The sequence below is a fragment of the Flavobacterium restrictum genome (assembly GCF_007097245.1).
GTDB lineage: Bacteria > Bacteroidota > Bacteroidia > Flavobacteriales > Flavobacteriaceae > Flavobacterium > Flavobacterium restrictum.
Genome location: NZ_VJZT01000014.1, coordinates 82748 through 108341, shown reverse-complemented (window position 1 = coordinate 108341; position 25594 = coordinate 82748). Strand labels below are relative to the sequence as shown.

The window sequence follows — 25594 nt, the reverse complement described above, 5'->3', positions numbered from 1 at the left end:
TGAATAGTGGGTTTCATCGGTTTTTTTTGTCCTTTTGCCAAATATATTATAAATCACACAGTCCAGGATTATGAAACAAAGAATTACACAAACGCTACTACTATTTTTGATGATTTTTGGCATTAGCAAAACACAAGCTCAAGACGCGAGCAAGAATTGGGTAAAAGCAATGGGGGGAAGTAGTCCCGATTTTGGAACAAGCATTGTCACAGATGCCTCTGGCAATGTCTATACCACAGGTACTTTTAGTGGAACAGTCGATTTTGACCCTAGTAGTGCGGGTACAACTACTCTTACTTCGGTAGGTGGTTCCGATATCTTTGTACAAAAACTAGATGCTTCGGGCAACTTGGTTTGGGCAAAATCCATGGGGGGGAGTAATGCTGATAGTGGAAAAAGCATCAGTGTGGACTCCTCGGGCAATGTCTATGTTACAGGTTATTTTCAAGAAACAGTCGATTTTGACCCTAGTAGTACTGGTACAACTACTCTTACTTCGGTGCGTTATTTAGATATCTTTGTACAAAAACTAGATGCTTTGGGCAACTTGGTTTGGGCAAAATCCATGGGGGGAAGTAGTGATGATTATGGAAACGGCATCACTGTGGACTCCTCTGGCAATGTCTATACCACAGGTTCTTTTATTAACACAGCTGATTTTGATCCTAGTCCTACGGGTACATTTAATCTTATTGCGGCGGGTAAATCCGATATCTTTGTACAAAAACTAGATGCTTCGGGCAACTTGGTTTGGGCAAAAGCCATGGGGAGAAGTAGTATTGATAGTGGATACGGTATCAGTGTGGACTCCTCTGGCAATGTCTATACCACAGGTTTTTTTCAAGGAACAGTCGATTTTGATCCTAGTAGTACGAGTATAACTACTCTTACTGCGGTAGGTAATAGCGACATCTATGTACAAAAACTAAATGCTTCGGGCAACTTTGTTTGGGCAAAAGCCATGGGGGGAAGTAGTGGTGATATTGGCTATGGCATTACTGTAGATTCCTCGGGCAATGTTTATACTACAGGTTATTTTACAGGAGCAGTCGATTTTGACCCTAGTAGTACGGGTACATTTAATCTTACTCCGGTGGGTATTGGCGATATCTTTGTACAAAAACTAGATGCTTCGGGCAACTTCGTTTGGGCAAAATCCATGGGGGGAAGTAGTGATGATTATGGATACGGCATCAGTGTGGACACTTCTGGCAATGTCTATACCACAGGTCTTTTTCAAGGAACAGTCGATTTTGACCCTAGTAGTACGGGTAATACCAACCTTACTGCGTTGGGGGGGCAAGATATCTTTGTACAAAAACTTGATGCTTCGGGCAACTTGGTTTGGGCAAAAGCCATGGGGGGAAGTAGCGATGATTATGGATACGGCATCAGTGTGGACACTTCTGGTAATGTCTATACCACAGGTCTTTTTCAAGGAACAGCCGATTTTGACCCTAGTAGCACTAGTGCAACCAATCTTGTTTCGAGTGGAAGTTACGATATTTTTGTACAAAAGATGGGCCAAGTTACCGCCACTCCTACAAACAATGCTGTTGTAAATATAAATTCCAGTATGACAGCCGATGTAGTTGCTGATGGCACTACGGTTTCTGGAAGTACAACCGCAAACTTTGATGGATCTAGTCAGTACTTAATGTCTAGTACATTTAGTCAGTTTGGTGTGCCTACCTCTTTTTTACCAAATAATAACACGTTTACAAGTGCCCGAACGGCAAGTGTTTCTTATAGTTTAGCGCCTTACAATGCGAGTAACAGTTTGCGAATTACAGGTACAAATTCTGGAACTATTACCGTAAGCATGGCTAGTAATTTTGGTGCCAAAAAGCTTTATGTGCTAGCGGCTACTGGTGGAGCTTCTAGTACCACTAATCTCACTATCAATTTTTCTGACGGCACGAGCCAGTCTGTTTCAGGAGTTGTTGTAGGGGATTGGTATAGCGGTACCAATTTTGCCCTAAAAGGTTTTGGAAGAACGAGTACCACTTCAATAGATAATAATGCGGACAATCCACGCTTATACGAAATGGAGATTGCTATTGATGCAGCAAACCAAGCAAAAAACATTACGAGTATTGTAGTTGCTAAAACAACTTCAAATGGTGTTCTTAATGTGATGGGATTAAGTTATGAAAAAGGGACTCAAACAGTATGCAATTTAGCTACAGTTGCTGATTTACAAATGAATGGCTCTAATATCAAATGGTACACTACCGCAACGGGTGGCTCTCCGCTATCGAGTTCCCTTGTATTAACAAATAATACAACTTATTATGCAAACCAAACGATAAATGATTTTGAAAGCGCAACCCGAACCGCATTAACGATAACGGTGATCTCAAATGTTCCAGTACCAACGGCTGCTACACCACAAGTGTATACGGGTTCTGGTACAATTGCCAACTTAACAGCCACAGGAACTTCTTTGAAATGGTACGGAAACAGTACGGGTGGTTCCCCATTGGCAACAACAACTGCACTGGTAAATGGTATCACCTACTATGTGAGCCAAACGCCAAGTTCTTGCGAAAGTGCACGGGTTGCGGTAACTGCTATAACTTCTCCTGTTATTACGTCTTTTACACCTGCAAACGCAAAACCAGGTGATGTAGTGACTATTTTGGGAACTGGTTTTAATACAACAGTAACGAACGATATTGTGTTTTTTGGTGCTACAAAAGCCACCATAACCGCTGCAACGGCAACAAGTTTAACGGTAACAGTACCTGCTGGAGCAACGTATGCTCCTATTACATTTTTGAATACAGGAACAACATTGGCGTGTTATAGTTTAACCAATTTTAATCCTATTTACAGTCCTGCAAAAAGTAGCTTAAAAGCAACTGATTTTACACCAAAAGTTGGCTTTGCAACGGAAACAGGGATTTCCAGTTCAGTAGCAATTGGCGATTTAGACGGAGATGGTAAGCCTGATTTAGCTGTTATTGATGGAGAAAGTAAATTTATTGCGATATATCGCAATACTGCAACTAGTGGTAATGTTAACTCTGGTAGTTTTGCTCCTAAAGTAGTTTTTGCAACGGGAGACTATTCTAGATCAATTGCTATTGGTGATTTAGATGGAGATGGTAAACCTGATTTAGCGATAGCGAATCCCAATAATAGCACCGTTTCGGTATTGCGGAATACAGCAACTAGTGGCGCAATTACAACCAGTAGTTTTGCCGCCAAAGTTGATTTTACAACTGGTAAAAATCCTTATTCAGTAGCTATTGGCGATTTAGACGGTGATGGAAAGATGGATTTAGCGGTAGCTAATTTGGGTAGTAATACCGTTTCGCTGTATCGAAATAAATCAAGCGTAGGTGTTATCAATAGCAGTAGTTTTTCCACCAAAGTTGATTTTGTAATGGGTACTTATCCTTATTCAGTAGCTATTGGCGATTTAGATAGCGATGGTAAGCCTGATTTAGCGGTAGCGAATTATAGTAGTTCTAACGTTTCGGTATTGCGAAATACAGCAACCAGCGGCGCTCTTACTACAAGTAGTTTTGCAACCAAAGTTGATTTCTCAACGGGTTCGTCTTCTCAATCAGTTGCTATTGGCGATTTAGATGGCGATGGTAAGCCTGATTTAGCTGTGGCGAATTCTTATAGTATTTCAGTATTACGTAACACGGCAACAAGTGGAACAATTACAACCAATAGTTTTGCCTACAAAGTTGATTTTACAACAGATTACGTTTCATCTCTTCAATCAGTTGCAATTGGGGATTTTGATGGGGATAGCAAACCTGATTTGGCAGTAGTTGATCTTTCTAGTAGTACTGTTTCTGTTTTACGAAATAACGCAACCAGCGGTGCTATTACTATAAGTAGTTTTGCAAGCAAAGTTGATTTTGCAACGGGTAAATATCCTCGGTCAGTCGCCATTGGTGATTTAGATGGAGATGGTAGGCCGGATTTGGCAGTATCGAGTGGTGGTGGTGGTACTAGTGTTAGTTCTTTAGTTTCAGTTTTGCGTAATGCTGGCACCAATAGTTATTTAAGTTCATTAACGACAACTGCAGGGGCAATAAGTCCAGTATTTGCAACAGCAACAACGGCTTACACGGCAACTGTTCCAAATACTACAACTACTACAACCCTAACCCCAACGATACAAGACGTATCAGCAACGGTACAAATGAAAGTAAATGGCGGTAGTTTTACGGCGGTAACAAGCGGGGAAGCTTCAATTGCATTGGCTTTAAATGAGGGTAGCAATACCATAGAAGTGAAAGTTACGGCGCAAAACGGGGATGTAAAAAGCTATTATTTAGTTGTTTGTAGAACGGCTATTCCTATGTTTACTACTATTGCTCCGCTATGTCAAGGTAGTAGTTTCACCTTACCAACAACATCCAATAACGGTATAATCGGAACTTGGTCTCCAGCAATAAATACTGCAGCAACCACAGTTTATACTTTTACTCCAGACGCCAGTCAATGTGTTGATGCTGCACAAATGACAGTTACTATAGGAAACACCACCACTTGGACAGTAACTAGCGGTACAGGTTCTTGGGACAACGGCACTCCAACATCCACCTCCAAAGCCATCATCAACGGCAATTATTCCGAAGCTGTAAATCTCGAAGCTTGTAGCCTTGAGGTAACAGGAACAGCCGTTGTAACGGTGCCAACAGGATTTAACTTTACTGTTTCTGGCAAAGTAACCGTAGCAACAACGGCAAGTTTGACCTTTGCGAATAATGCCAATTTAGTTCAAGTAGATGAAGTTGCCAATGACGGGAAAATCACGTCTAAACGCAATAGTGCTGCATTAATGCTTCTCGATTACACCTTATGGTCGTCGCCAGTTGCGGGTCAGCAATTGCAGGGGTTTTCTTCCGCCACCTTGTCAAACCGTTTTTACATTTACAATCCAGCCACGGATAAATACAATGCAGCAACACCAACAGCCAATTTCGCAACAGGAACGGGTTATTTGATTAGGATGCCTAACAATCATCCAACAACACCAACCATTTGGAATGGAAGTTTTACAGGAATCCCAAACAACGGAACGGTATCACTTACGGTAACAAGTAATACTTACAACGGCATAGGCAATCCCTACCCATCGACTATCAGTGCGGATGCTTTTATTGATGCTAATGCGATCACTGAATCCTTGTATTTTTGGAGAAAAACGAACAACGCCGCAACCACATCCTATGCTACGTATACTAAAGCGGGCGGCACTGCCAATGCTGGTGGCTTAAGTAGTATTGTTCCTAGCGGTACGATCCAAGTAGGGCAAGGATTTCTAGCCAAATCAACCAGTACCGCATTGATTTTTACCAATGCCATGCGAACGGCCAATAATACTGCTCCGTTCTTGAAAACCAAAGCCATTGAAAAAAGCAGAATCTGGTTAAACCTAGCCAAAGATACCGCTCCAGCAAACCAAATGATGGTCGCCTACATGACGGGAGCCACCGCAGGAATCGACGCAGGAATTGAAGGGAAATATTTCAACGATTCGCCTATTGCTTTGAACTCGATTATCGACAACGAGGAATTTGTGATTCAAGGAAAAGGACTTCCGTTTGCGGATACTGATATAGTGCCACTCACTTTCAAAACGAACGCTACTGGAAATTTCACCATTAGCATCGACCATGTAGACGGACTCTTTTCTGGCAGTCAAGACGTGTTCTTGAATGATAAAACCGCAGGGACATCGCAGGATTTGAAAAAAGGCGCCTACACTTTTGCAGCTACAAAAGGAACATTTAACAATAGATTCGAATTGGTTTATAAAAGCAGTGCTGCCTTGGGAATTGATGAGCAAGAATTGAGCAATTCAGTTTTGGTTTTCAAACAAAACGGACTCATTCACATCAACGCTGGTAAAACAGTTATGAAAACGGTACGAGTTTATGATATGCAAGGGCGATTGATTTTCAAACAAGAAAAAGTGAATCAAAACACAACTATCTTAAAAGGTTTTACCGCCGCCGAGCAAACGATTTTGGTTCAAATTACCTCGGATGAAGATAAAATAGTAACCAAAAAAGTAATGTATTAAATAATCTAAAAGACGAAAGAAGCTAAAAAAGCGAAACAAAGAACCATATTTCATTCCAACCTTTTTTTAGCTTCTTTCCATTTTTTCAATTCAAAAAAAATATGAAAAACACAGCATTAAAATTGTACCTAACAATCGTTTGTTTGTTCTCCAGTGTATTGATTTTTGCCAATCCGGGCGACGATTCGGACACCGGAGATCTCGAAGGTGGAGAACCAATGCCAATAAACGGAAAATTGATTTTCTTGGCTTTGGTAGGCGTTCTTTTTGCAATCTATACTTTTAGAAAGAATAGAAAACTAGCTTAAAAAAATCAAACCACAAAGGGGCAACTCTTTGTTAATTTTGTAGTAACAACTTAAACCGCAATGACGTAAAAGCACAAAGCTTTGCGTCCTTTGCGGTTTTTTTCTTTGCGACTTTGCGGTAAAACCCTCAACAGAATGAACGCAAAAGCACAAAACTTTACAGACTTTGCGGTTTTTTCTTTGTGCGTTTGCGGTCAAACACCAATCATGAACACATAAATTTTTAAGTCTTTTCGTTTAATTCCTAGGATACTTTTTTTATCCTTTTCTCCTTGTGTTTTCATCAATTTTGCGCATCTTTAGCCTATAAATAAAATCAAAATGAAAGCATACGATATTGTTACGCTCACCGTAAACCCCTCCATAGACAAAAGCACGCATTTTTCGGGACTTGTTCCAGAACAAAAAATACGATGTCAAACCCCATTATTTGATGCAGGCGGTGGCGGAATTAATGTTTCAAAGGCAATAGCTCGTTTGGGAGGAACTTCGTTGGCCGTTTTTACTTCGGGGGGTGCTATTGGTGCCATGCTCGAAGATTTAATCCAAAAAGAATCCGTTCCCTTTGAAGCGATAGCAACCCAAAGTTGGACCCGAGAAAATTTTATTGCCGTTGATGATAATACCAATTCGCAATACCGTTTTGGGTTTACAGGAGGCGTTTTGACAACTGCCGAAAGCAACAAAATAATAGCAACGATTTTCGAATTACAACCGAAATTTTTGGTCGCTAGTGGGAGTTTGAACGAAGGTTTATCGGATGATTTTTATCAAAAAATTGCTGCAATTGCACAAAAATCGAATTCTAAACTAATAGTAGATACTTCTGGCGAAGCCTTAAAAAAAGTGCTAGAAACAGGGGCGTATCTCATCAAACCTAATGTAGGTGAACTCGCCAAGTTGGTGGGTGTAGCGCACCTAGAAATGGAGGAAGTCAACGATGCCGCCAAACAAATTATTGCCAATGGTGGAGCCGAAATTGTAGTTGTCTCTCTTGGTCCTCAAGGTGCAATTCTTGTTACCAAAGACGATTATGAGTTTGTTCCTGCTCCTAATGTTGCCAAAAAAAGTACCGTTGGAGCTGGCGATAGCATGGTAGGCGGAATGGTTTGGGCGCTTTCGCAAAATAAAAGTCTCAAAGAAGTAATTCGCTGGGGTGTTGCTTGTGGATCCGCAGCTACAATGAACGAGGGAACACAATTATTCAAAGGTGCCGATGCGCAACGGTTATTCGAATGGTTTAAATAGTTTTTTTTACTAAAAAAACAAAAGATAAATTTGTTCTTTTTGGATATTTTAACATTCAAAAAATCTGTTTTTATCCGTGTTTTTCTTTTGCAATCGCTACGATTAGCGTTCTATTTCGCAACCCTTTGTAAGGTCAAAATATCAAATCAAAATCATTTCTGCATAAGGAATTATGGTGGTGTATCCTTGATTTGCAAAGTAATCTTTAGGATTTTCCTTTGAAATAACCAGCACAAAATCTCCTCCCCATGCACCTAGACTTTTTATAATTCCTTTGAAATCAGGAAACAAAGCCTCTTTTACGGTTTTCATTTCAAGGATGTTACTCATAACTATTTCGTGTTTCTCGATTGCTTTGGCAAAGTCCGAAAGGGTGCTTGCATCCAAAACGACTTGTGTTATTTTGTTTATAACAGCACTGTTTTGTGCTAAATGAGCATTTTTATTGTTGTAATAAGCAGCTATTGCGGCTTTGCTACTTTGTTTTTGGTTGAGGTATACAAAAAATAAATGCTCCGAAAAATCGGGGGCAAAAACCACGGGTTCCACTACTGGCTTTCCTTGTTCTAATTGGTAAAGGATTGGGGTATCGTTTTGTGCGCAAGCAATATCATAACCGCTACCACCAAAACTGTTTTGGAGTAATGCGAATGCGTCTATTTGCAACCATTGTGCTACGTTATTTATCAATGTTGAGGAAGTTCCCAATCCCCATTTTCTAGGAAAAGTCAACTCGGTCGTGATTTCGTAACCTTCGGATTGGGTTATAAAGCTTGGGTTTACCAGATACCCTTGGTGCAAAATGGTTAGCAAAGTCGTTTTTACCGACTCATTTTGCCACTCTGGTGGGGTTATAATTTCCGAGAAAAGCACCGTTTCTTGAAACCAAATATTCCCGTCGGCATCAAAACTTTGCCACTGTATTTCTTGGTTTTTTCCGGAAGAGACACTTAAATTTTGTCCGAATTTGGTTGGCAATGCCAAGGCTTTGGCGCCGTCCAGAACAAGGTATTCGCCTGTTAGCAATAATTTTCCGTTGCTGTAGAAGGTTCGTTTCATGTATGTATTTTTAACCTCAAAAAGCTTATTTTTTTAAATTCGCAATAAAATCCACCACGGCACTGTGCGAAATGGGATGTGTTTTGAAGTGTTTTTTTATCAAATGGGTTTCGGTTTCGTTGATTTCAAACTGGTTCAGGATGTTGTTCAAGTGCATTTTCATGTGGCCTTCCTGAATGCCGGTGGTAGTTAGTGAACGCAAAGCGGCAAAATTTTGTGCCAATCCGGCAACCGCTACAAACTGCATCAACTCCTCGGCCGAAGGATTTTCGAGCATTTCTAACGCTAATTTTACTAATGGATGTAAGGACGTCAAACCGCCCACGGTACCTAATGCCAAAGGAACTTCGAGCCAAAAAGTAAAAATATCGTTCTCGATTTTGGCATGTGATAAGCTGGAATATTTGCCGTTTCGTGCCGCATAAGCGTGAACTCCTGCTTCGACAGCACGAAAATCATTCCCTGTTGCCAGTACAACGGCATCAATCCCGTTCATGATGCCTTTGTTGTGCGTCACGGCTCGAAAAGGTTCTACCTCGGCAATTTGCACGGCTTGTATAAAACGGCTTGCAAATTCCTGTGAATTAGGAATGTTTTTTTCGGACAAAGCAGCAACGGGACACGATACTTCGGCGCGAACAATGCAATTGGGGACATAATTCGAGAGGATGCTCATAACGATTTGGATATCCTTTTCGGTCTCGGAAAAAAGGGCGTACTTCAGGGCTTCTTCCTTCAATGTCTTGGCAAATTGCTCCAAACACGAATTGATAAAATTGGCTCCCATGCTGTCTTTGGTGTCAAAAGTGGCATGAAGCTGAAAATAATTGGGTAGGGAATTCGTCTTGTCGATTAAAGCAATATCAAGGATGCCACCGCCTCGTTTTTGCATGTTTTTGGTAAGAGATGCGGTGTCTTCGTAAAATTTATTTTTGACTTGGAGAAAAAATAAATCTAGTTTTTCAATTTCGCCTTTGTATATAAAATGAACTTGTCCAATTTTTTCGGTGTTGATTACGGTGGCTTTAAAACCGCCTCGTGTCGCCCAATATTTGGCAGCTTTTGCGGCAGCGGCAACCACAGAACTTTCCTCGATTGCCATAGGAATGGTACTGTATTTACCGTTTATCAAGAAATTTGGGGCTACTCCTAGAGGAATATAAAAATTAGAAATGGTGTTTTCTATAAAATCATCGTGTAATTGTTGGATTTTGGGGTCTGCATTCCAATACTTTTTGATTAAAGCTATTGCTTCCTGTGGGGCAGAAAAGTAGGTATTGGCAATCCAATTTATTTTTTCTTCTTTAGATAATTTCGAAAATCCGCTGACCGTTTTATTCATGCTCAATTGATTGTGTAATTTGATAGCAAAGATACGGTATTCCGTTTTTTAATTGCAAGGTCAGGGCATTCGCTTTTAAAGTACCACCACAGATTGCTTCGCCTGTTCGCTATCGCTCGGGTCGCCCATTTTAATAAAAAAAGTAACTGCATTCACCTGTTTCAGCGAAATTTATACGAATTTATTTCTAAAAAAAAGCTGAAATCCGAGCGATAGCGAACAGGCGAAGCAATCTGTTGTAAAAAACACCTTTTGAGTTTGATTTTTAAAAACGTTAAAATGATTTTTAGGAAGCTTTAATTTAACATTTAACATTCAAAATGTGTGTTTATTGTAATTTTTTCACTAAAATTGACCAGTTTTTTAAATTAAAATCAATTGTATGCATTTGAATAAAATAACGGTTTTGTTTTTAGTCTGGTCTTGTGTCGTTTTTGGACAAAAAAAAATCACAGTTGAAGAAATATATTCGGGTGTTTACACCGCCAAAGCGATGGATGAACTCAAATCCATGCAAAATACCAACCATTATACGGTATTGAATTTTGACAAGAATACGGGCAGTTCCCAAATTGATGTGTATGATTTTGGAACTCTAAAAAAAGTGACTACGCTCATCGATACCAAACAATTCAAAGCGTTACCAAAAATAGAAAGCTACAGTTTTGATGCTTCCGAAAAGCAACTTTTGCTGGCTTGCAACAAAAAGCAAATCTTTCGCCATTCCTTTACCGCCGATTATTTTTTGTTTGATACCGCAACGCAAGTTTTGGTCAAACTTTTTGATTTCCCTGTGCAAGAACCTACTTTTTCACCCGATGGAAAAAAGATTGCTTACGCCAGAGAAAACAACCTTTATGTCTATGATTTGAGTTCCAAAACGACCACGACAATCACCACCGATGGCAAGAAAAACAGCATCATTAACGGGATTACAGATTGGGTTTATGAAGAGGAATTTGCGTTTGTAAAAGCCTTTGATTGGAGTAAAGACAGCCAGATAATTGCCTACATACGGTTTGACGAAAGTCAGGTTCCTGAATTCTCAATGTCTATTTTCAAAAAAGATTTGTACCCCACAATCGAGACTTTTAAATACCCAAAAGCAGGTGAGAAAAACTCCGAAGTTTCGCTGCATATTTATGATGTGAACGCCAAGTCGACTCAAAAAGTAAATTTAGAAACCTACTCGGATTTTTATATTCCAAGAATTCAATGGACAAATGATGCCCATGTTTTGAGTGCTCAAATCTTAAATCGCCACCAAGACAGTTTGGATTTGTTGTTTATAGATGGCAATTCGGCGGTGGCAAAAGTGGTTTTGAACGAAAAAGACAAAGCGTATGTTGCGGTTACCAATGATTTGACGTTCCTCAAGGACAATAGTTTTATCTGGACGAGCGAGAAAGATGGGTTTAATCACATTTACCTCTATGACAAAACGGGAAAATTCAAAAATCAAGTGACCAAAGGCAATTGGGAAGTGACGAAATATTATGGTTTTGATGCTAAAACAAATACTGTTTTTTACCAATCGGTGGAGAATAGTTCTATCAACAAAGCGATTTATAAAATAGGACTTGACGGAAAAAACAAAGTGCTTTTGTCCCCAAAAACAGGAGCTAACGCAGCGACTTTTAGTCCCAATTTCCAATATTATATCAACACGTTTTCGACTGCCGAGCAACCCACTAGGTATTCGTTAAACGATTCGAAAACAGGCAAAGAACTTCAAGTTATAGAAAACAACGAAGCATTGGCCACGCAATTAAAAGCGTATAATTTACCTGTAAAAGAATTTTTTGTTTTAAAAACGGATAAAGGAAACGAATTGAATGCTTGGATCATGAAACCCAAAGATTTTGACGCCTCCAAGAAATATCCTGTTTTTATGATTCAGTATTCTGGGCCTGGGTCGCAACAAGTGGTGAACCAATGGGGCAATTCTAATGAGTATTGGTTTATGATGTTGGCACAACAAGGCTATATCGTAGCTTGTGTTGACGGTCGGGGAACGGGTTTTAAAGGTGCCAATTTCAAGAAGTGTACCCAAAAACAACTCGGAAAATTCGAAGTCGAAGATCAAATTGATGCTGCCAAAGTGATTGGGAATTACCCTTTTGTAGATAAAACCAGAATTGGAATTTGGGGTTGGTCTTATGGCGGATTCATGGCGTCGAATTGTATTATGAAAGGAAATGACGTTTTTAAAATGGCGATTGCAGTGGCTCCCGTGACCAATTGGCGTTTTTATGATAGCGTTTACACGGAGCGCTACATGCAAACACCACAAGAAAACCCAAGGGGATACGATGACAATTCGCCTATGAATTTTGTGCAACAACTCAAGGGGAAATTCCTTTTGATACACGGTTCAGGTGATGATAATGTACATGTGCAAAACTCCATGCAAATGATGGAAGCGATGATTCAAGCCAACATACAGTTCGATTCCCAGATTTATCCGGATAACGATCACAGCATTAGAGGTGGAAAAACGCGAATGCAACTTTATAATAAAATGACTAACTTTATCAAAGAAAATTTATAAATCACAACCTAAAACAACTATAATGACCGAAACACAATCAAAAACAGGACATCCAAAAGGGCTTTGGGTATTATTTGGAACCGAAATGTGGGAGCGTTTCAATTTCTATGGGATGCGAACCTTATTGGTTTTGTTTCTAGTAAACTCGTTACTGATGAAGGAGGAAGACGCCTCTATTATTTATGGTGGTTTTCTGGGATTGTGCTATTTAACACCCATGTTGGGCGGATTTATCTCTGACCGTTATTTTGGGAACCGGAATTGTATTTTGTTGGGAGGTTTGGTAATGGCTATTGGACAATTGTTGTTGTTTACCAGTGCCACTGTTTTTACTGCAAATTTAAGTTTGGCAACCACTATAATGTATGGCGGTTTGGGTCTAATTATTTTTGGAAATGGTTTTTTCAAACCCAATATCTCCAGTATGGTGGGGAGTTTGTATCCCAAACAAGAAAAAAGTAAATTAGATACCGCTTTTACAATTTTCTATATGGGAATCAACATTGGAGCGTTTTTAGGGCAATCAATTTGTCCGTTATTAGGCGATGTACGAGACACGGGAGGCGTACGAGATATTCACGCATTCAAGTGGGGATTTCTTGCGGCTTCTATAGCCATGCTTATTGGGACGGTTTTGTTTTATTTTCTAAAAAACAAATATGTAGTCACTCCCGAAGGGAGACCATTAGGCGGTTTGCCGTCTCAAAATGTTGCCGCAGATTTTGAAGAAGGCGAAGCACAAAAAGCCAATTTCTCTTCCTTATCCTTGGGTATTGCAGGAGTTGTTTTCCTTGTTTTAGGAGCTATTTTTCATTACGCTTTTGATCAAAACTTAATTTATACTTTAATTTATTCTAGCGGATTAACATTAGCGGGATTAATTATCTCGGATTCATCTTTGACAAAAATCGAGAGAGACCGAATTATTGTTATTTATATCGTTTCGTTTTTTATTATTTTCTTTTGGGCAGCTTTCGAGCAAGCAGGATCTTCATTGACATTTATTGCCGATAATCAAACGGATAGAGGTTTTTTTGGATGGCAAATGCCTGCTTCGATGGTTCAAATTTTTAATGGTTTATTCGTTGTTGCATTAGCAATTCCGTTTAGTATATTGTGGGATAAATTAAGAGCCAATGATAAAGAACCCATTTCGCCAGTAAAATTAGCGTTTGGATTGTTACTAATTACTGTCAGCTTTTTTATGATTGCTAATCAAGTAAAAGACCTTGGTAATTCGGGTTTGTTAGCTGTGAAATGGTTGATATTGTTGTATTTGCTAAACACTTGTGCCGAGTTGTGTTTGTCACCCATTGGACTTTCTTTGGTTGGGAAACTATCACCAAAACGGTTTTCGTCCTTATTATATGGCGTTTTCTTTTTGTCGAATGCCTCTGGCTATGCCTTGGGTGGTACTTTGGGATCGATATTGCCAGCAACGGGTGATAAATTCAAAAAAGCAACTGATTTAGGCATTGATTTACAAGGGATTTTGGACAAAACAATAACGCCAACGGCAACCCAACTCAAAGTATTGGCTGATAATAACATAAGCGATCATAATAATGTTTTTGTAGGTTTTGAAATCCATAATTTGTTCGAATTTTTTATGGTTTTTGTTGTCTTGACCGGAATTGCTGCTCTCGTTTTATTTGCATTGACTCCTTTCTTGAAAAAAATGATGCACGGTATTCGCTAATTATAAATTTTTTAAAACCCACAATATATTATGGAACATACTATTACAATCGAACAAATACAAAATTTTAAAGGGAAATATCCTAAACAGCTCTGGTATTTGTTTATTGTTGAAATGTGGGAGCGTTTTTGTTTCTATGGCATGCGTGGGGTTTTAGTTTTCTTTATGGTTGATCAGCTTTTGTTAAAAGAAGCCGCAGCTAGTTTGCAATATGGTGCTATACAGGCTTTTGTATATGCGTTTACGTTCATAGGTGGCATTTTTGCCGATAAGATTTTAGGGTTCAAGAAGTCTCTTTTTTTTGGCGGTATTGTCATGATTTTGGGTAATTTGTTAATTGCCTTTTCTCCTCAAACTTTATTTTATTATGGTATTGCTTTTTCGATTATTGGTACTGGTTTTTTCAAGCCTAATATTTCCTCTATGGTCGGCGAATTATACCACGAAAAAGACCCAAGACGGGATGCTGGTTACGGAATGTTCTATGCTGGGATTAATATTGGAGGCCTTTTAGGAGGTGCTTTGTGTATTTATTTAGGCAAAAATTACTCGTGGTCTATGTGCTTTTTGTCGGCTGCAGTTGTAATGATTATTGGTTTGACTACGTTTTTAATGACCAAAAAACATTTGGGTCCTATTGGCGATTCACCACTTTTGAATTTGACGAAAGGAAAACGAAAAACAAAAGAAATAGCCGTTTATTTGGGCTCTTTATTGAGTATTCCTTTTATTTTTATAATGGTCAAGAACACTAGTTTTACGGATTATTTTATGTACACAATAGGAATTATTGCCGTACTTTATTTTCTGTTTGAAGTCTATAATTTGAAAGAAATCACCCTTCAAAAGAAACTGTTAGCAGCCTTTGTTTTTATATTTTTCTATTTTGTTTTCAATTCTATTTACGAACAAAGCGGTGGTTCGTTGTCGCTTTTTGCCAAAGATAATTTAGATTCAAGCCTACTTTTTTTTAATATAGATCCCAATATTGTAAACAATAGTTCCAACTCGTTTTTTGTTATAATTTTTAGTCCAGTTCTAGGTTTATTGTGGCTATGGTTGGCTCAAAAGAAATTGGAGCCTAACACTATTGTTAAATTTGGTATTGGATTTTTGTTTTTGGGAGCCTCATTCTTTTTGTTTTACTACACCCGCTTTTTTGCGAATAGCAAAGGTGTCACTTCTTTAAATTTATTCACGTTTGCCTATTTAGTAACCACTTTAGGAGAACTTTGTTTAGGCCCTATTGGGATGTCTATTATTACCAAATTGTCTCCCAAAAGACTCTTCGGGATGATGATGGGATTGTGGTTTCTAGCCAGTGCCTTTGGACAATTTGCCGCCGGAAAATTAGGAGCCGCAATGGCCGAATCGAATACGGGAACAACATTAATGTCTAAATTACAATCCTATACGCAAGGATATTACCAACTGGCAATGTATTCGATTGTTGCGGGAGTTTTTTTAATACTAATTGTGCCAATAATGAAAAAATTAATGCAAGAAGTAAAATAGCCGACATTGAGTGGTATTGTTTTTGTATATATTTGTAAAAAATTAATAAAAAAGATGAAAAAAATAGTTTTGATAGCCGCATTTCTGGTAAGTGGTTTTGCCATGCAAGCGCAAGAATTAAAGTGGTATACCAATGTAAACGAAGCCATAGCTGTAGGCAATAAAGAGAAAAAACCATTGTTGTTATTCTTCACAGGAAGTGACTGGTGCGGCTGGTGTATTCGTTTGCAAAAAGAAGTTTTGACCACGCCAGAATTTGCAACTTGGGCAAAAGCCAATGTGATCTTGGTTGAATTGGATTTCCCGAGACGTGCCCCACAAACCGATGAAATTAAAAAACAAAATAATGATTTGCAACAAGCATTTAATATCCAAGGTTTCCCAACAATTTGTATCGCTAATGGAATTACCAAAGACGGAAAAACCAATTTTCAAGGGCTAGGAACTACCGGTTATGTTGCTGGCGGTCCAAAAGCTTGGTTGGCCGTTGCCGATGGTTTCTTAAAAAAAAAATAATCCTATTTTAGGTTACTGTAACCTGTAAAATCCCTTTTCGGCTGTGGCATGAAAAGGGATTTTTTGTTGCTGGCACGTTGCTTTCCAAATTTTCAAAAGACTCTTGAAATTACTCCCGTCAGCGACTACCATTTTGGGTTTCATAGTGTGCAAAACGCGCTCAAGATTAAGTCTTGCTGATTGTGTAAGTACCAAAATATCAGGTGATATGTCCTTTGGAAATGAACACAAACTATCTACAATTAGAATTTTTTCTCCTTTAAAATACGCGATATTCCCCAGCTTTTTCTTTGCCGTCAATGTGCTATAGTTGCCCACGAGATAAGTTGTAAGCACATTGTTTTTGCTTGCCGTTTTTAATACATTATCAGCAGCAAATACCGTTACTTGTTTGCCCTTTCGCTCTGTAATAAGTGTGGTTTTTTTAGCATTAAAAACAATCCATTCGTGCTCGTTTTGAATTTTCCATTGGTTTTCTAAAACAACAATTTGAGTTATAATTATGGCAATACCTACCCCAATGAGTTTGTTGAAACTTGGTTTTTTGAACCAAAGAATACAACTCACAATCAAGAGATAAAAACTCATCATAAAATACCAATTGAATGCAATATCGTGAATGATAAATTGTTCCAATGAAGCGATGGTATTGATTATTTTATTCAAATAGAAAATGCTCCATTCCAATGCTTTCGAAAGGAAATACGGGACGCAATTTAACGCTGCCAAAAGCATAACGACAACACCTAGAATCATAATCAAAGAAAGGAGCGGTATGACAACTAAATTTGTCGCAAAAAACAACCCTGGGAATTGATGGAAATAATAAATACTCAATGGAAAAGTGCCTATTTGTGCTGCAAATGTTACCGTGATAATATCCCAAATGTAGGTGAGTACTTTGTTTTTGGGTATCCAAATACCAGCCAAAAGTGGTTGCAACCAAACGATAAAAAACAATGCTACATAACTCAATTGAAACCCAACATCAAACAAAAAAGTGGGTTGAAATAGTAAAATAAGCAGGATAGAAACCAGTAATGTATGGTAAATGTTCACGCTTCGGCGCAAATGATTCCCAATGGCTACAAACGAAAACATGGTTACAGAGCGAACCACAGAGGGTGCCAAACCAGCTAAAATTCCAAACAGCCACAACGAAATCAAAATGAGTAGTAACTTGATAAACGACCCTTTTCGAGTGTTGGGAATAGGTTTTAAAACTGCCGTGAGAAACATCAAAATAAAACCAATATGCAATCCCGAAACCGATAAAATATGAACCGCACCCGCATACTGATAATCCCGAATAATCTCTGGTGAAATATCTTGTTGTTGCCCTAGAATGAGTGCCACGGCGACATCAAGTTCGGTTTTATGAAAATGGTTTTTCTCTAAATTCCGAATAATTTTTGTTCGCAATCGTGCTGTGTAATACCAAATGTCTTTTTCGAGTTTACTTCCTTTTTGAATAGCATCCGCATTGGCGTAAATTTGGGCGTAAATTTGCTTGTTCGCTAGGTATTTGCTGTAATCAAATTGGTTTGGATTGTTAGGCGGATTGTTGGGATACAACGTGCCTTTGATTTGTAAATTTGTCCCAATTTCAAATGGTAAATTTAGACTGTCTTTCCGGATATTAAGTACGATTTTCCCAGTTTGTTTTTGTTGATTTACTTGCTCAATAAGCGCAATATAACGATAGTTTGTAACTGAATTTTTTAGCTTTTCACGAATTGTCACCCTTATCAAATGGTCTTTTTCGAATAAAGACGTGTTGTGAATGTAATTGCTTTTTTGAAAAGAATCGGTGTGGACAATTAGCGCAGTTGCTCCAATGCAAAAACTCAAAAAGGCAGTGTTTATTCCAAAAAATAAGGAATTGTACGTTTTTTTAACACTCCAAAAATAGCAAAAACAAAGCGATACAAAGGCTACCAAAAGACTGCCAAAAACCAATTCTGGAATAGGGTTGCAGTAATAGGCACTTAGTATGCCCAGCACAAAACCAATTGTTATTCTCGCCAAAGGAAATTGTAGCACTTTCATCCTACTAAAATAGTGAATTTTAGTAAGAAATGGCTTTGCTTTGCTTTTTTTATTTGCTCAAAGCACTCACAATTAGTTTTGCTGTTTTGGCACTTGCACCCATTCCGCCAAGTTTTTGTTCCAATAAAGTGTAGTTTTGCAACAATTTCGTGCGATGATTGGGTTCTAGAATTTTATGTAATTCCTCTCGTATGCGTTTTGTGGTACAATCGTCTTGAATCAATTCGGTTACGACTTCTTCATCCATGATTAAATTGACTAGCGAAATGTATTTTAGGGTAATAATTCGTTTCGCAATTTGGTAGGATGCCCAACTTCCTTTGTAACACACCACTTCGGGAACTTTAAAAAGCGCCGTTTCTAGCGTGGCTGTTCCTGATGTTACTAATGCTGCAGTGGCATTTTTGAGTAAATCGTACGTTTTATTAGAAATAAATTTGATGTTTTCATGGGTTATAAATGTCTCATAAAAGGATAATTCTTGGCTTGGAGCACCCGCAATTACAAATTGATACTCCGGAAAATCATCAACAACGCTTAACATTACGGAAAGCATTTTGGTTATTTCTTGCTTTCGGCTTCCAGGTAAAATAGCAATTATAGGTTTGTCATTAAGTTGGTTCTCTTGTCTAAAAACGGTGTTGTCAATGGGCGGTTGTTGCTGGATGGCGTCTATTAATGGATGTCCTACAAAGGCAACGGGATACTGGTGTTTGTCCTCATAAAAACTTTTTTCGAAAGGCAAAATCACATACATTTTATCAATATCACGTTTGATTTCGACAATGCGGTTTTCTTTCCAAGCCCAAATTTGCGGAGAAATATAATAGTGGTTTTTATACCCTTGTAGTTTGGCCCATTTAGCTATTCGTAAGTTAAAACCGGGATAATCGATGTAAATGAGTACATCGGGCTGAAATGTGGTAATGTCATTTTTGCAAATGGTGATGTTGTTCAAAATGGTTTTCAAATTAAAAAGCACTTCAATAAATCCCATAAAAGCCAATTCGCGGTAGTGTTTGACCAAGGTGCCACCTACTTTTTGCATCAAATCGCCTCCCCAAAACCGAATATCAGCTTTTGGATCTTCAAGATACAATGCCTTCATAAGGTTCGCACCATGCAAATCCCCTGAAGCTTCTCCTGCAATAATGTAATATTTCATTGGTAAATAAGTATTGTTTTGAAACAATTCCTACCAATACTATTGTAAGTGATATTGGTACGATGTGATGGTGCAAAGATATAAAGAATTGATTTTGTTAGAGAAACAAAGTTAAAATGGTAATGCAAATTACGGCCAAAACAACGCCTCTCGCCATCATTTCTTGTTTTAATTGGAGTAAAATCCCAAAAGCAAGTAAATCCAAGATGCTTCCTAAAGCTACAATTTTGCCAAGATTTCCTTGTGATTTGATGATTTGCAATCCTGCCAAAAAGGTATAATCGGTGAACCATAACAGGAACAGGTAGCACCCTAGAATTGCCAAAATAATGGCCATTACAAATCCATAAAAAACAGCTGCTTTAGTCATTCCATTTTAGTGTGTTAAGTTGTTGCATGGCGTGATGTGCCGTCAAATCGAATTGCACGGGCACGACTGAAATATAATCGTTTTCTAATGCCCATTCATCCGTATCTTCGCCTTTGTCTTGGTTTACAAAAGTACCGCTTAACCAGTAATAATCCCTTCCTTGAGGGGTTTCTCGTTTATCAAATTTTTCTACCCAAAGTGCTTTTGCTTGCCGGCAAATTTTAATTCCTTTGATTTCGTTTTCTTTCCGTTTTGGAAAATTTACATTCAAAACTACGCCTTCGGGTAAGCCGTTTTCGAGGACTTCCAATGTTATTTTTTTGATGTATTTCTTGATTGGCTCAAAATCAGCATTCCAGTCATAATCTAGTAACGAAAACCCGATGGCAGGAATTCCTTCGATACCCGCCTCAACCGCTGCGCTCATAGTTCCAGAATAAATCACATTTATCGAGGAGTTGGATCCGTGATTGACACCAGAAACGCACAAATCTGGTTTTTGTTTTAAAATTTCATTTACCGCCATTTTCACACAATCCACAGGCGTTCCAGAGCAACTGTATTGAGTGATGAGATCTTCTTCTTTAGAAATTTTGTTCAAATACAAGGTGTTGTTGATAGTAATGGCGTGTCCCATGGCACTTTGCGGCTTGTCTGGAGCGACTACAATTACGGTTCCTATTTCGGACATGACTTCAATTAACGCTTTGATTCCTGGGGCAGTAATACCGTCGTCATTGGTTACTAATAGTAGCGGTGAGTGATTTTTCATATTTTTTATCTAAAAAAAGGGCACAATTTTGAATTCTAAAAACACCCACAAATGTAGTCATACTATCGGGTGTTTTGGGTACATAAATAAAATAAAATACCACAAATTCGCAAAGCCAAAAAGGAATGCATATTGCGTTTATGGTAGCATTATATTTGCTGCTTAATAAGGTTGCTTTATTGTGACTTCGCACCTTTGTGTCTTTGTGGCAAAATTTTAAACGCTTCAAAAAATTAAAAATTAAATCGATAAAACATTTTTATATCTTTAACAAAAATTTATAAAGCGCCACCGTTTGTTGGCATTATCTTTACTAAAAAATTACATTGACCAATTGATGAATACTATTTTTAATTTTATGAAAAAAAATTTCAAAATACTACTAGTTTTAGTATGTGTTTCGGTGACGCTTTTTGCGTTCAAAATTAATTCGGATAAAAAAGCCGCTACCGATCCCGAAAAGGATAAATTATTGCTAGAACTGCTCACTTTTGTTATTGCCAAAGGACATTATAGTCCCGCACCTATTGATGATGCTTTCTCCAAAGGGGTGTATAAGGATTACATTCAGGCATTAGATCCCTCAAAACGTTTCTTTTTACAATCGGATATTGAGGAGTTTTCTAAATTCGAAACCCAATTAGACGATCAGTTGACAAACAAGGATTTGTCTTTTTTTAACTTGACTTACAGTCGTTTGATGCAGCGCGTGGAGGAAAGTAAAAAAATATATAAAGCGGTATTAAGCCAGCCGTTTAACTATAAAGTAGACGAAAGTTTCAATACGGATTATGAAAAAGCACCTTATGCTGCCAATGAAAAAGAATTGACCGAAAAGTGGCGCAAACAAATTAAATTATCCACACTTTCGTCGCTTACAGAGCGCATGAGAGTTCAGGAAAATAAAGGAAAAACTGGAGCTGCTACTACCAAAGAGACTACTGTACCTTTGCAACAAGGACAAGAAATCAAAGAAGATTATTTGGTCAAAAAAGACGCCGATAAAGTAGCGGATACAGGTAAAATTAAAACCTTTGAAGAGCTAGAAAAAGAAACCAGAGCCAGTACTTTGAAATCGTTAGACGAGTCGTTTGGGTTTATGAATGAGCTCAACAGAGACGACTGGTTTACGGTATATATCAATTCTATTATGTCCCGTTTTGATCCGCATACGAACTATTTTGCACCGCAAGAAAAGGAACGTTTTGATGTGGATATTAGCGGAAAACTAGAAGGAATTGGCGCTCGTTTGCAAAAGAAAAATGATTTTACCGAGATTACTGAACTTATTTCTGGCGGTCCAGCTTGGAGAGGAAAACAGTTAGAAGCAGGCGATTTAGTGATGAAAGTAGCGCAAGGAAATGCGGAACCAGTTGATGTGGTAGGAATGCGTTTAGATGATGTGGTCAAAAAAATCAAAGGCCCAAAAGGTACTGAAGTACGTCTAACCGTTAAAAAAGTAGACGGAACGGTAAAAAACATTTCGATAATTAGAGACATCGTTGAAATTGAAGAAACCTACGCCAAGTCAAGTTTGGTAGAGAAAAATGGTTTGAAATATGGCGTGATTTATTTGCCAAAATTCTACATTGATTTTGAAAATAAAGAGGGTAGAGATGCAGGGAAAGACATTGCTTTGGAAGTGGAAAGGCTCAAAAAGGAAAATGTCAGCGGTATCATTTTAGACGTAAGAGATGATGGTGGTGGGTCGCTATCAACTGTGGTCGATATTGCTGGATTGTTTATTGAGCAAGGGCCAATTGTACAAATTAGATCGTCTAATCAGAAAAAGGAAGTGTTGTACGATAGGGACAAAAAAATTGAATGGGACGGGCCTTTGGTTATCATGGTGAATAGTTTTTCGGCATCGGCATCAGAGATTTTAGCGGCGGCTATTCAAGATTACAAACGAGGAATTATCATAGGTAGTAAACAAACGTATGGCAAAGGAACCGTGCAAAATGTAATTGATTTGAACCAGTTTGTACGCAATAGTGCTGTGGGCGATTTGGGTGCTTTGAAAACCACTATTCAAAAATTTTATAGAATAAATGGTGGTTCAACGCAACGAGAAGGCGTGAGTAGTGATATTGTGATGCCAGATCGTTATGCTTATTTAAAAATGGGAGAGCGCGATGTAGAAAGTGCTTTGCCTTGGGATAAAATTGACGCTGCACCTTATACTGTTTGGGATAAAAATGGGGGTTTTGAAAAAGCCGAAGCCAATAGTAAAGCCAGAATTGCTCAAAATAAACAATTGCAATTGATTGAAGAAAATGCAAAATGGATTGATAGTCGAAGCGATGAAAACACCTATAGTTTGAATATTGATAAATTCAAAGTGGCTCAAAACGAACTGGAAGAAAAAGCTAAAAAATACAAACCAATTTCTGAATACAAAAACGGCTTGAAATTTACCTCACTTCCTTATGAAGTCGAAGGCATGAGCAAAGATGTTTCTTTGAAAGAAAAAAGAGAAAGATGGCACGAAAGTTTGTCCAAAGATATTTATGTTGAAGAAGCTTTGAATGTATTGGATGATTTGCAACCAAAATCAAGTTCAGTAAAGAGTCTTTCAAAAAAAGTAAACAAAAAAGAGAAGTTGGTTAAATCTTAAATCAATTTTCATACAAAAGAACGCTTTAAAAACCAGGAAATTTTTAAAGCGTTTTTTTAATTTTAAAAAATAATAATTATGAGAATAACTACCCTTTTTTTGTCCCTTTCACTATTGTTTAATGGCGTTTTAATTTCGTGCCAAAACAACAATACCGCTGTAAATATAACATCGTCAGCTAGAAAAATTTCGAAACCAAAAGTACAAGAAGGCTTTGAAAACACGAAGGGATTTTTTGATTACCTACCAACATCTACGACAAAGCAACTTGTAAAGCACGAATATTATACCGTTTCCTATAATGAAAAGTACGAGCAAGCCGAATGGGTGGCGTATGAACTCAAGAAAGAATATGGGAGCAATACTCATTTCAAAAGACCTTTTTTTATTGAAGATCCTCAAGTCGCAACGGGTTCAGCTGATTGGCGTAATTATAAAAATTCAGGATATGACAAAGGGCATTTGTGTCCTGCGGGCGATATGGAATTTTCGAAAGCTGCTTATGACGATACTTTTTTCACGTCTAATATTTCGCCTCAAATACACGAATTTAATGATGGTATTTGGAATCGCTTGGAACAAAAAACTCGGTATTGGGCCAGTAAATACAATGGAATTTATGTGGTTACAGGCGGTGTTTTGAAAGATAATTTAAAAACTATTGGCAAAGAGAAAGTAGCAGTCCCCGATTATTTTTACAAAGTACTTTTGAACAATACTAACGGAAACTACAAAATGATTGCTTTTTTAGTTCCAAATCAAAAAAGTGAAAAACCATTGTATGATTTTGTTGTTTCGGTTGCTGTTTTAGAAAAAATGACAGGAATTGATTTTTACCCCAACTTACCCGATGATATCGAATCTAATTTGGAAAAAAACACCAACTATAAAGAATGGAGTTTTGATTAATACAATGGTGAAAGGAACGAAATAGTTTTTGTTTCTTTCACCATTTATGTAACAATCATTGTATGATGAAGTATTTTATAAATTAGAAAAAATGTGGTAACAGGTTGATTTTGAACTATTATTGAAAACATTCCTTCTTTTGACTTTACGATATTATAACTTTCGACTTACTTATTACCATTCGTTGACTTTATTAGCATCCATTTTGATAAAAATAAACAGCAAAATTGTAAATCCCCAAAGTCCCGATCCACCATAAGAAAAGAACGGAAGTGGCACTCCAATAGTGGGGAAAACGCCCGCAACCATAGCGATGTTTACAAAAAAGTGAATAAATAAAATGCCTGCAACGGCATAACCATACACTCTGCTGAATTTTGTTTTTTGCCTTTCGGCTAAATAGATGACCCTCAAAAAGAGGCCAACAAATAATCCTATGACAAACAAGGATCCTAAAAACCCCCATTCTTCCCCTACAGTAGTGAAAATATAATCCGTGTGTTGTTCGGGTACAAATCCACCTTTGGTTTGTGTTCCTTCAAGAAAACCTTTGCCAAACCATCCTCCGGATCCAATTGCAATTTCGGATTGATTGGTGTTGTATCCAATCCCTTTCATATCAACCGATTTTCCTAGCAAAATATTAAAACGATCTCGATGATGCTGCTTAAAAACATGGGTAAAAACATAATTCACAGACAACACAAATCCCGATATTACGACCAATAATATACCACTCATAACAAGGTTTCGATCACCTAAACGGGACTTAAAATGAACGATGGCAATGACCGCCAAAGCAATTAATATTACATATTGTGGTTGGAGAACAAGCGTTAAAACAAATAATAAAATGGTAATAAAACCCGTCCAAACATACCAAGCCGGAAGTCCTTCCCGATACAAAACAATAATAAAAATGCTGTAAATCAAGGCGCTTCCTGGGTCAGGTTGCGGTAGAATAAGCATCACAGGTAAAAAAACAATTGCTAATGCTTGAATTTGCCTGTTGACATCTTTCAAATTAATTTGGGGATCACTTAAGTATTTGGCCAATGCCAATGCTGTCGCTGCTTTTGCAAATTCAGAAGGTTGAAGGGTAAAACTTCCTATTCCATACCAGCAGCGTTGTCCAGCGATTGTTTTTCCAAATGCAAACAAACCCAACAGTGATAATAATGCAACTCCAAAAATAATTGTGGCATATTTTTCGTAAAATTTCCCATCTACATAAAGCACAATAAAAATTAACGGAATGGCGAGTATTATAAAAATCAATTGCTTGTCAGAGGTGCCTTCCATTGAGGAAAGTGAGGAGGAGTATATGTTTATCCATCCCAATAGCACTAATAAAATATAAATAATGACGCAAGTCCAGTCAATATTATTGGTTATACTTTGGTTTTTCATGGCGAC

At 38.0% G+C, this 25594-nt stretch carries 16 protein-coding genes; 9 read left to right on the top strand and 7 right to left on the bottom strand.

The annotated features are described in order from the left end of the window. Positions 1-70 precede the first annotated feature (70 nt). The 3 genes from FNW21_RS12950 (at position 71) to FNW21_RS12940 (ending at position 7614) form a co-directional block, all read left to right on the top strand. Positions 71-6058, top strand: a complete 5988-nt coding sequence (locus tag FNW21_RS12950; RefSeq protein ID WP_144257178.1) for an FG-GAP-like repeat-containing protein — start codon at positions 71-73, stop codon at positions 6056-6058. 101 nt (positions 6059-6159) lie between these two features. After that, a complete protein-coding gene (locus tag FNW21_RS12945; RefSeq protein ID WP_144257177.1) occupies positions 6160-6366 on the top strand; it encodes a hypothetical protein in 207 nt (68 codons plus the stop codon). Positions 6367-6687: 321 nt separating this feature from the next. Next, positions 6688-7614 carry a 1-phosphofructokinase family hexose kinase gene (locus tag FNW21_RS12940; protein WP_144257176.1) on the top strand — a complete coding sequence of 309 codons (927 nt, stop codon included), beginning with the start codon at positions 6688-6690 and terminating at the stop codon, positions 7612-7614. 141 nt (positions 7615-7755) lie between these two features. Here the strand turns inward: FNW21_RS12940 and FNW21_RS12935 are convergent, their stop codons facing one another. Both FNW21_RS12935 and FNW21_RS12930 read right to left on the bottom strand, forming a co-directional pair. Beyond that, positions 7756-8673: a GYDIA family GHMP kinase gene (locus FNW21_RS12935; RefSeq protein WP_144257175.1), complete on the bottom strand. Its 918-nt coding sequence runs from the start codon at positions 8671-8673 to the stop codon at positions 7756-7758. A gap of 25 nt (positions 8674-8698) precedes the next feature. Continuing rightward, a complete protein-coding gene (locus tag FNW21_RS12930) occupies positions 8699-10015 on the bottom strand; it encodes a hydroxymethylglutaryl-CoA reductase, degradative (protein WP_144257174.1) in 1317 nt (438 codons plus the stop codon). 382 nt (positions 10016-10397) lie between these two features. On the opposite strand from FNW21_RS12930, the gene FNW21_RS12925 reads away from it, so the two are divergent. The 4 genes from FNW21_RS12925 to FNW21_RS12910 are packed head-to-tail and all read left to right on the top strand — an operon-like array spanning position 10398 to position 16296. Next, positions 10398-12566 (top strand): S9 family peptidase, encoded by a 2169-nt coding sequence (locus FNW21_RS12925; protein WP_144257173.1) that lies wholly within the window; start codon positions 10398-10400, stop codon positions 12564-12566. Positions 12567-12588: 22 nt separating this feature from the next. After that, positions 12589-14265 carry a peptide MFS transporter gene (locus FNW21_RS12920; protein WP_144257172.1) on the top strand — a complete coding sequence of 559 codons (1677 nt, stop codon included), beginning with the start codon at positions 12589-12591 and terminating at the stop codon, positions 14263-14265. Positions 14266-14295: 30 nt separating this feature from the next. Continuing rightward, on the top strand, positions 14296-15780 hold the full coding sequence (locus FNW21_RS12915) for a peptide MFS transporter (RefSeq protein ID WP_144257171.1): 1485 nt from the start codon (positions 14296-14298) through the stop codon (positions 15778-15780). A gap of 54 nt (positions 15781-15834) precedes the next feature. Further along, the gene (locus FNW21_RS12910) at positions 15835-16296 is read left to right on the top strand and encodes a thioredoxin family protein (protein WP_144257170.1); all 462 of its coding nucleotides are present in this window, start codon (positions 15835-15837) and stop codon (positions 16294-16296) included. A 12-nt stretch (positions 16297-16308) separates the two neighbouring features. Here FNW21_RS12910 and FNW21_RS12905 read toward each other — a convergent pair whose 3' ends face one another. The 4 genes from FNW21_RS12905 to surE all read right to left on the bottom strand — a co-directional run bounded on the left by FNW21_RS12905 (position 16309) and on the right by surE (position 20652). Next, entirely contained in the window at positions 16309-18345 is a 2037-nt protein-coding gene (locus FNW21_RS12905) for a ComEC/Rec2 family competence protein (protein ID WP_144257169.1), read from the bottom strand. Positions 18346-18394: 49 nt separating this feature from the next. Then, positions 18395-19510 carry a lipid-A-disaccharide synthase gene (lpxB, locus tag FNW21_RS12900; RefSeq protein ID WP_144257168.1) on the bottom strand — a complete coding sequence of 372 codons (1116 nt, stop codon included), beginning with the start codon at positions 19508-19510 and terminating at the stop codon, positions 18395-18397. A 97-nt stretch (positions 19511-19607) separates the two neighbouring features. Further along, the gene (locus FNW21_RS12895) at positions 19608-19880 is read right to left on the bottom strand and encodes a hypothetical protein (RefSeq protein ID WP_144257167.1); all 273 of its coding nucleotides are present in this window, start codon (positions 19878-19880) and stop codon (positions 19608-19610) included. Next, a complete protein-coding gene (surE, locus tag FNW21_RS12890) occupies positions 19873-20652 on the bottom strand; it encodes a 5'/3'-nucleotidase SurE (protein WP_144257166.1) in 780 nt (259 codons plus the stop codon). Before surE ends, FNW21_RS12895 begins: the two co-directional genes overlap by 8 nt. Positions 20653-20989: 337 nt before the next feature. Between surE and FNW21_RS12885 the strand changes: the two genes are divergently transcribed. Both FNW21_RS12885 and FNW21_RS12880 read left to right on the top strand, forming a co-directional pair. Then, the gene (locus tag FNW21_RS12885; protein WP_144257165.1) at positions 20990-23269 is read left to right on the top strand and encodes a carboxy terminal-processing peptidase; all 2280 of its coding nucleotides are present in this window, start codon (positions 20990-20992) and stop codon (positions 23267-23269) included. Positions 23270-23347: 78 nt separating this feature from the next. Further along, positions 23348-24178 carry a DNA/RNA non-specific endonuclease gene (locus tag FNW21_RS12880; protein WP_144257164.1) on the top strand — a complete coding sequence of 277 codons (831 nt, stop codon included), beginning with the start codon at positions 23348-23350 and terminating at the stop codon, positions 24176-24178. A gap of 174 nt (positions 24179-24352) precedes the next feature. On the opposite strand, the gene rodA is transcribed toward FNW21_RS12880, so the two are convergent. After that, positions 24353-25588 (bottom strand): rod shape-determining protein RodA, encoded by a 1236-nt coding sequence (rodA, locus tag FNW21_RS12875; protein WP_144257163.1) that lies wholly within the window; start codon positions 25586-25588, stop codon positions 24353-24355. Positions 25589-25594 lie beyond the last annotated feature (6 nt).